This window comes from Frankia sp. AiPs1 (genome assembly GCF_023716945.1).
GTDB lineage: Bacteria > Actinomycetota > Actinomycetes > Frankiales > Frankiaceae > Frankia.
In genome coordinates this window covers 1-6619 of the sequence record NZ_JAMQQF010000319.1, presented here as the reverse complement: position 1 = coordinate 6619, position 6619 = coordinate 1, and the positions used below count along the sequence as shown (strand labels likewise).

5 protein-coding genes and 2 pseudogenes are annotated in these 6619 nt (G+C 71.6%); 2 read left to right on the top strand and 5 right to left on the bottom strand.

Going from position 1 to position 6619, the window contains the following annotated elements; genetic code table 11:
* Positions 1 to 246: pseudogene (locus ND748_RS21760) on the bottom strand (PadR family transcriptional regulator); the annotation flags it as partial.
* A gap of 159 nt (positions 247 to 405) precedes the next feature.
* Here ND748_RS21760 and ND748_RS21755 point away from each other — a divergent pair.
* Positions 406 to 984, top strand: coding sequence for an SWIM zinc finger family protein (locus ND748_RS21755; protein ID WP_251747835.1), 579 nt, complete (start codon positions 406 to 408; stop codon positions 982 to 984).
* A gap of 150 nt (positions 985 to 1134) precedes the next feature.
* Here ND748_RS21755 and glmS read toward each other — a convergent pair whose 3' ends face one another.
* The 4 genes from glmS to rplM all read right to left on the bottom strand — a co-directional run bounded on the left by glmS (position 1135) and on the right by rplM (position 5636).
* Entirely contained in the window at positions 1135 to 3108 is a 1974-nt protein-coding gene (gene glmS, locus ND748_RS21750; RefSeq protein ID WP_251747834.1) for a glutamine--fructose-6-phosphate transaminase (isomerizing), read from the bottom strand.
* 103 nt (positions 3109 to 3211) lie between these two features.
* Positions 3212 to 4576 (bottom strand): phosphoglucosamine mutase, encoded by a 1365-nt coding sequence (glmM, locus tag ND748_RS21745; protein WP_251747833.1) that lies wholly within the window; start codon positions 4574 to 4576, stop codon positions 3212 to 3214.
* Positions 4577 to 4691: 115 nt separating this feature from the next.
* Complete coding sequence (gene rpsI / locus ND748_RS21740) at positions 4692 to 5099, bottom strand: 30S ribosomal protein S9 (protein WP_251747832.1); 408 nt, start codon at positions 5097 to 5099, stop codon at positions 4692 to 4694.
* 93 nt (positions 5100 to 5192) lie between these two features.
* Positions 5193 to 5636, bottom strand: a complete 444-nt coding sequence (gene rplM, locus ND748_RS21735) for a 50S ribosomal protein L13 (protein ID WP_251747831.1) — start codon at positions 5634 to 5636, stop codon at positions 5193 to 5195.
* 371 nt (positions 5637 to 6007) lie between these two features.
* Between rplM and ND748_RS21730 the strand changes: the two are divergent.
* A pseudogene (locus tag ND748_RS21730) lies at positions 6008 to 6619 on the top strand (hypothetical protein); the annotation flags it as partial.

The window sequence follows — 6619 nt, the reverse complement described above, 5'->3', positions numbered from 1 at the left end:
CGGCCGGCCCTCGCCGGGCCCGCCATGCTCATGGCGCCCGCCACCGTGTCCGCCGCGTGCCGTGCGGCTGGTGCGGTCGCGAGCCGCCGACTCCTTCGCCTCGCAACCGCCGGCCTCACGCTCCGCCCAACCGGCCATCGTCTCGAAGAACTCCGACAGTCGCGCGGGATCGAACCCAGCCGCTCGCCCCCACTTGCTCCAGGGTCCCCACGGCCCCCATGGGCCTGGAATCGCCTGTGATGTCATGATCTTTCCCTTTCATCTCCACGGAAGACCAATGGAGGTCATCCGCTCGCTATCGCGTACGCTCACGATATATCGCGATGCTACGTTTGACAAGAAGGCCTTGGTGATGCCAGGGACCTGGCCGGTACGATCCGCCCTCGCATTCCGTAGGATTGACCAGTGATCATTTCTGTGTCCGGCGAGAACGGGCACGGCGGGGACGCCGTCACCCCGCTCGAAGCAGCCTTCGAGGAACGTGCCTGCGCGCAGCGCGCGGGTACCGACGTGTTCATCGAAGGGGTGAACCTGGCCCTGCTCGGTCGTGTCGAGCAGCTCCGTATCCGGCCCACCAACGCCTCGGGCACGGTCGACGACGACGGGCCGCACGAGGTCCGCCTGGAGGCGGCCGACGACGGGCCGCGCACCGGCTGCACCTGCCCCGAGGGGGCAACCGGCTCGTTCTGCCGCCACGCGGTCGCCGTCGCCCTCGTCGCCACCGGCTCGGCGGGCCTCGCCGACGACGACGACGACGAGGATGCGGACGACGAGGAGAACGGCGGGATCATCGGCGAGGGCTCGCTGTTCACCGACGACCCGGTGCACGCCGCGATGCGGGTGTTCCTCAGCCGCGTCCCTCGTGCCGAGCTCGTGGAGACCCTGCTCGACGCCGCAGAGGACAACGAGGCGGTCGCCGACGCTCTCTGGGAGGCCACCGTCGCCTGGCACGGCCGCCAGCACGGCGCCGCCCCCTCCTCCTGACCACCCCGAGGCCAGGGGCCCCGTGAAGCCCCGAAGGCCCTCGCAGCTCACCCAGGAAGATCGCCGAGGGCGATCTGACGGAAACCCGGCCGCCGCCTCGATGCCAGGGGTCCCCGTGAGTCACCGAAGGCGACTCACGGGGAAAGGCGGCTACTCGACCGTGACGGACTTGGCGAGGTTGCGCGGCTGGTCGACGTCGAGGCCGCGGGCGAGGGCGAGCTCGCAGGCGAACACCTGCAGCGGCAGGGTCGTCACCAGGGGTGCGAACAGCGACGAGGTCGCCGGCACGCGGATGAGATGGTCGGCGTAGGGCTCCACCGCGACGTCGCCGTCCTCGGCGATCACGATGGTCCGCGCGCCCCGCGCCCGCACCTCCTGGATGTTGGAAACAATCTTGCTGTGCAGATGCGCACGCCCGCGTGGTGACGGCGCAATGACGATCACCGGCAGGCCCGGCTCGATGAGCGCGATCGGGCCGTGCTTGAGCTCGCCCGCCGGGAACCCCTCGGCATGCATGTAGGCAAGTTCCTTGAGCTTGAGGGCACCCTCCAACGCCACCGGGTAGCCCACGTGGCGGCCGAGGAAAAGCACCGCCTTGGCGTCGGCCAGGCCGCGGGCGAGCTCACGGATCGGTTCGAGCCGGCCCAGCGTCCGCTCCACCAGGTCGGGCATCCGCTGCAGCCGCTCGACGTAGGCGGCGACCTCGTCGCCGTAGAGCACGCCGCGCACCTGCGCCAGGTACAGACCGACGAGCAGGCAGGCCGCGACCTGGCCGAGGAAGGTCTTCGTCGAGGCGACACCGACCTCGGGCCCGCAGCGGGTGTACAGCACCGCGTCGGACTCCCTGGGGATCGTCGACCCGTTCGTGTTGCAGATCGCCAGCACCCGGGCCTTCTGCTCGCGGGCGTGCTTGACGGCCATGAGCGTGTCCAACGTCTCGCCACTCTGGCTGATCGCGATGACGAGGGTCGAGCGGTCCAGCACCGGATCCCGGTAGCGGAACTCCGAGGCCATCTCGACCTCGCAGGGCAGCCGCGTCCAGTGCTCGACGGCGTACTTCGCGATCAGGCCGGCGTGGTACGCCGTGCCGCAGGCGACGATGAAGACCTTGTCGACATCCCGGAAGTCCTGCGCGGAAAGCCGCTCCTCGTCGAGGACGATCGCGCCGTCGGCGGAGAGCCGACCCCGCAGGGTGTCGGCGAGCGCGGTCGGCTGCTCGTTGATCTCCTTGAGCATGAAGTACGGGTAGCCGCCCTTCTCCGCGGCGCCCGCGTCCCAGTCGACGTGGTAGCGACGACCCTCGACGACCTCCCCGGCGAAGTCGGTCACGGTGACGCCGTCCCGGCGGCCCTCGACCACCTGGTCCTGGCCGATCTCCATTGCCTCACGGGTGTGGGCGATGAACGCCGAGACATCGCTGGCGAGGAAGGTCTCCCCCGCCCCCAGCCCGACGACCAGGGGGCTGTTTCGCCGGGCGCCGACGACCACTTCGGGGAAGTCGCGGTGCAACACGACGAGGGTGAAGGCGCCCTCCAGCCGGCGGCAGACGCGTTGCAGCGCCACGGTCAACGGGTGCGTGCCCGGCTCCGCGGTGCGGTCGGCCAGCGCGCCGGGAACGGGCGAGGGGCCCGTGCCGGGGCGGGTCGGCCGGGGGGTGACGTCCTCCGGGACCGCCGCCGCCGGCGCGGCGGCGGCGTTACCCAACTCGACCTCCAGCAGGTGGGCGACGACCTCGGTGTCGGTCTCGCTAGCAAGCTCGTGCCCGATCGCCTCCAGGTCGGCGCGCAGCGCGGCGAAGTTCTCGATGATGCCGTTGTGGATGACGGCGATCGCGCCGGTGCAGTCGGTGTGGGGGTGGGCGTTGGCGTCGGTCGGGCCACCGTGGGTGGCCCACCGGGTGTGCCCCATCCCGGTCGTCCCGGGCATCGGATCCGCCTCCGACGCCTCGGACAGCAGCTTCTCCAGGTTGGCGAGTTTGCCGGCCCGCCGCGCCGTCCGCAGGGCCCCGGCGCCGACGACCGCGACGCCGGCGGAGTCGTAGCCGCGGTACTCGAGGCGCCGCAGGCCGTTCAACGCGACGTCCAGGGCCGACTGGTCACCGACGTACCCGATGATCCCGCACATGCGCCTCAGCGTACGCAGGTTCCCACGGCCGGCGGACGTGGCCGGCCGAACGGACTGCGAGTTGTCCTGGCGTGGCCTCGCCGGGGGGAGGACGCGGGCGGTTCTAGCGGGGGGCCGCCAACGCGGCGCGAACGACAGCCGCGAGGCGGTGGGCGGTGTCCCGAGCCACGGCGTCGGTCTCCGCCTCGACCATGACGCGAACCAGCGGCTCGGTCCCGGAGGGCCGCAGCAGCACCCGTCCGCCGTCACCGAGCTCGGCCTCCGCCGCCGCGACGGCGGCCCGCAGCTCGGGCGAGGCGCCCGCCTGGGTCCGGTCGACGCCATGCACGTTGACGAGCACCTGCGGCAGCCGGGTCATGGCCTTGGCGAGCTCGCCGAGAGGCTGGCCGGTCTCGGCGACCCGACCGAGCAGCCGCAGAGCCGTCAGCAGCCCGTCGCCGGTGGTCGCATGATCGAGAAAGACGACGTGCCCACTCTGCTCGCCACCGAGCACGTAGCCGCCGGCCCGCATCGCTTCCACCACGTACCGGTCGCCCACGGGAGTGGTCACGACGGTGATCCCGGCCTCGCGCATCGCGTGGTGGAAACCCAGGTTCGACATCACGGTGACGACGACCGTGTCGTCGACCAGTTCACCGCGTTCGGCCAGCGCGAGCGCGCAGATGGCGAGGATCTGGTCACCGTCGACGATGTCACCGGCGGCGTCCACCGCGAGGCAGCGGTCCGCGTCGCCGTCGTGGGCGATGCCGACATCGGCGGCCTGTTCGACAACCGCCGCCCGCAGGCTGTCCAGCTGGGTGACGCCGCTGCCGTCGTTGATCACCGTGCCGTCACCGTCGGCGTGCAGCGCGACGACGTCGGCACCGGCGGCGCGCAGAACCCGCGGTGCGAGCACTGACGCCGCGCCCTGGGCGCAGTCGACGACGATCCGCAGGCCGTCAAGACGCACCGGAAGGGCGGCGAGCAGGTGGTCCGCGTAACGGTCGAGAAGCCCCGGTTCCTCGCGGATCCGACCGACGGAGGCGCCGACGGGTCGGGGGCCGGGCGGTTGTGCCATCCGCCGCTCGATGGCGTCCTCGACCTCGTCGGGGAGTTTGAGCCCGCCGGCGGCGAACACCTTGATGCCGTTGTCCGGCATCGGGTTGTGGCTGGCGGAGAGCATCACGCCAAAGGTTGCGCCGCTGGCGGCGACCGCGTGCGCCACGGCCGGGGTCGGAGCGACACCGATGCGGGCCACGTCGGCCCCCGAGGCGGCCAGGCCGGCCACGACCGCAGCCTCGAGGAACTCCCCGGAAGGCCGGGTGTCTCGACCGACGACCACGAGCGGCCGGGGCCCCGCCAGCCCGGCGGACCGTCCCGGCGCACCCAGCAGTTCCACGGCCGCGGAGGCCAGCGACAACGCCTGCTCCGCGGTGAGGTCGACGTTCGCCACGCCTCGGACGCCGTCGGTGCCGAAGAGCCTCGTCACTGAGGTCCTCCATGAAGTCGAAGGTTCAGGCGGAGACCGAGGCACGCACCGGCAGCGCCCGTCCCCTCCGCTGGCGCGCCCACTGCGGGGGCGCGCCGGCGAGGGGGACGCAAGGTTAGCGCTTGCTGTACTGCGGAGCCTTACGGGCCTTCTTCAGCCCGTACTTCTTGCGCTCCTTGACCCGAGCGTCACGAGTCAGGAAGCCGGCCTTCTTGAGAGTAGGCCGCGACTCCTCCTCCGCCAGCGTCAGCGCGCGGGCGATGGCGAGTCGAAGCGCGCCGGCCTGGCCCGACACCCCGCCGCCGTGCAGCCGTGCGGCGATGTCGTAGGACTCGGCCTTGTCCAGCGCCTTCAGCGGCTCGTTGACGAGCTGCTGGTGCACTTTGTTCGGGAAGTACTCCTCCAGCGTCCGCCCGTTGAGCGTCCACTTCCCGTTGCCGGGGAGCAGGCGCACGCGGACGACCGCCTCCTTGCGCCGTCCGGTGGCGCGGGGGTTGCCCTGTACGTCGGTCACGACAGCCACGTCGCGTTCCTTCCTCAGTTGATGCGTGGTTCCCGTAGCCGGCGCCCGGGGCGGATCAACACCGCCCGCCGTCCGGCTGGAGGAGGTCAGCGGTTACTGCGCGACCTGAATGATCTCGAACGGGGTGGGCTGCTGAGCGTCGTGCGGGTGCGTCGACCCCGCGTAGACCTTCAGCTTGGTGCCCTGGGCGCGGCCGAGCTTGTTCTTCGGCAGCATGCCCTTGATGGCCTTCTCGATGATGATCTGCGGCCGCGTGTCGAGCAGCTCGCCGTACGAGGTGCTGCGCAGACCGCCCGGGAAGCCCGAGTGCCGGTGGTACTGGGCCTGCTGACGCTTGTTCCCGCTCAGCGCGACCTTGCCGGCGTTGACGACGATGACGAAGTCGCCGGTGTCGATGTGCGGGGCGAAGTACGGCTTGTGCTTGCCGCGCAGCAGCGCAGCGGCCTGGGTCGCCAGCCGACCGAGCACCACGTCGGTGGCATCGATGACGTGCCACACACGCTGGACATCCGCGGGCTTGGGCTGGTACGTGCGCACAGGTCTGCCTTCTCGTTCGGACGATCCCGCCTGGAACTCCGAGGGGCCTCGGGCGGATCTCGTCAAGAATGGTGAGCGCGCAGACGGGACGTGTCACGCGCAGCAGTCTTTGAGGTTACCAGGCGATCGGAGCGGACCGCCGACCGGCCCGATCAGCGCCCACCGACAGGACGCCAGCGGCACCGTGCGTGCCCGACCCAACCGGTCCGTAGAACCCTCGCTGGTATCGAGCCCTCGCTGGTGGCGAACCCCGCTGGCGGCGAAACCTCGGTGACTGCCCAGTGTATCGGGCGGACGCCGGACGGGACTCCCGCACGGGGAGGCTCGCGGACGGGCTGGCACCCTCCAGCGAGCTAGCTATTCTGACCCAGATGACTGAATTGGGTGGCGAGGGACACGAGAAGCGTGCGGAGTCGGGCACTCCGCGGCGCGACCGGCCGGACCGCGCCGCCCGGTCGGACGACTCGACCGGTCTCGCCGGCAGGCCGTCCGAACCCGCGGGGGACCGCGCAGCGGATCCCACCGGCGCGGCCGCTGCGCCGAGTCCGGCGTCCGCCGGGGGCCAGGATCTGCGCGGTCGCTACGTCAGCTATGACGGTTGGACGCCCCCGAGCGACGATCCCCTGTTTGGCGGCCCACGCAGCTACGCGTTCTCGTTCGACCACCTCGCCGCCGGCATGAGCCCGGACCCGGACTCGGGCCCGGCCGGGTCGACCTCGGCCAAGTCCTCGACGCCCCAGTCGCCAGCGTCCGAGCGGCCCTCATCCGGCCAGCGCCCGTCCGATCAGCACGCGTCCGATCAGCACACGTCCGGTTGGCCGTCGTCGGAGCAGCAGGCACCCGAGCACCCGTCGTCCGGTTGGCCGTCGTTCGAGCAGCCGGCGACGGCCAACCAGGACCGGCCGGACGCGCTGCACAGCCCGACGAACGGCACCGACACGGCAGGGACACGCCCGGGCGCCGCCACGGCGGCCGGGCCGGGC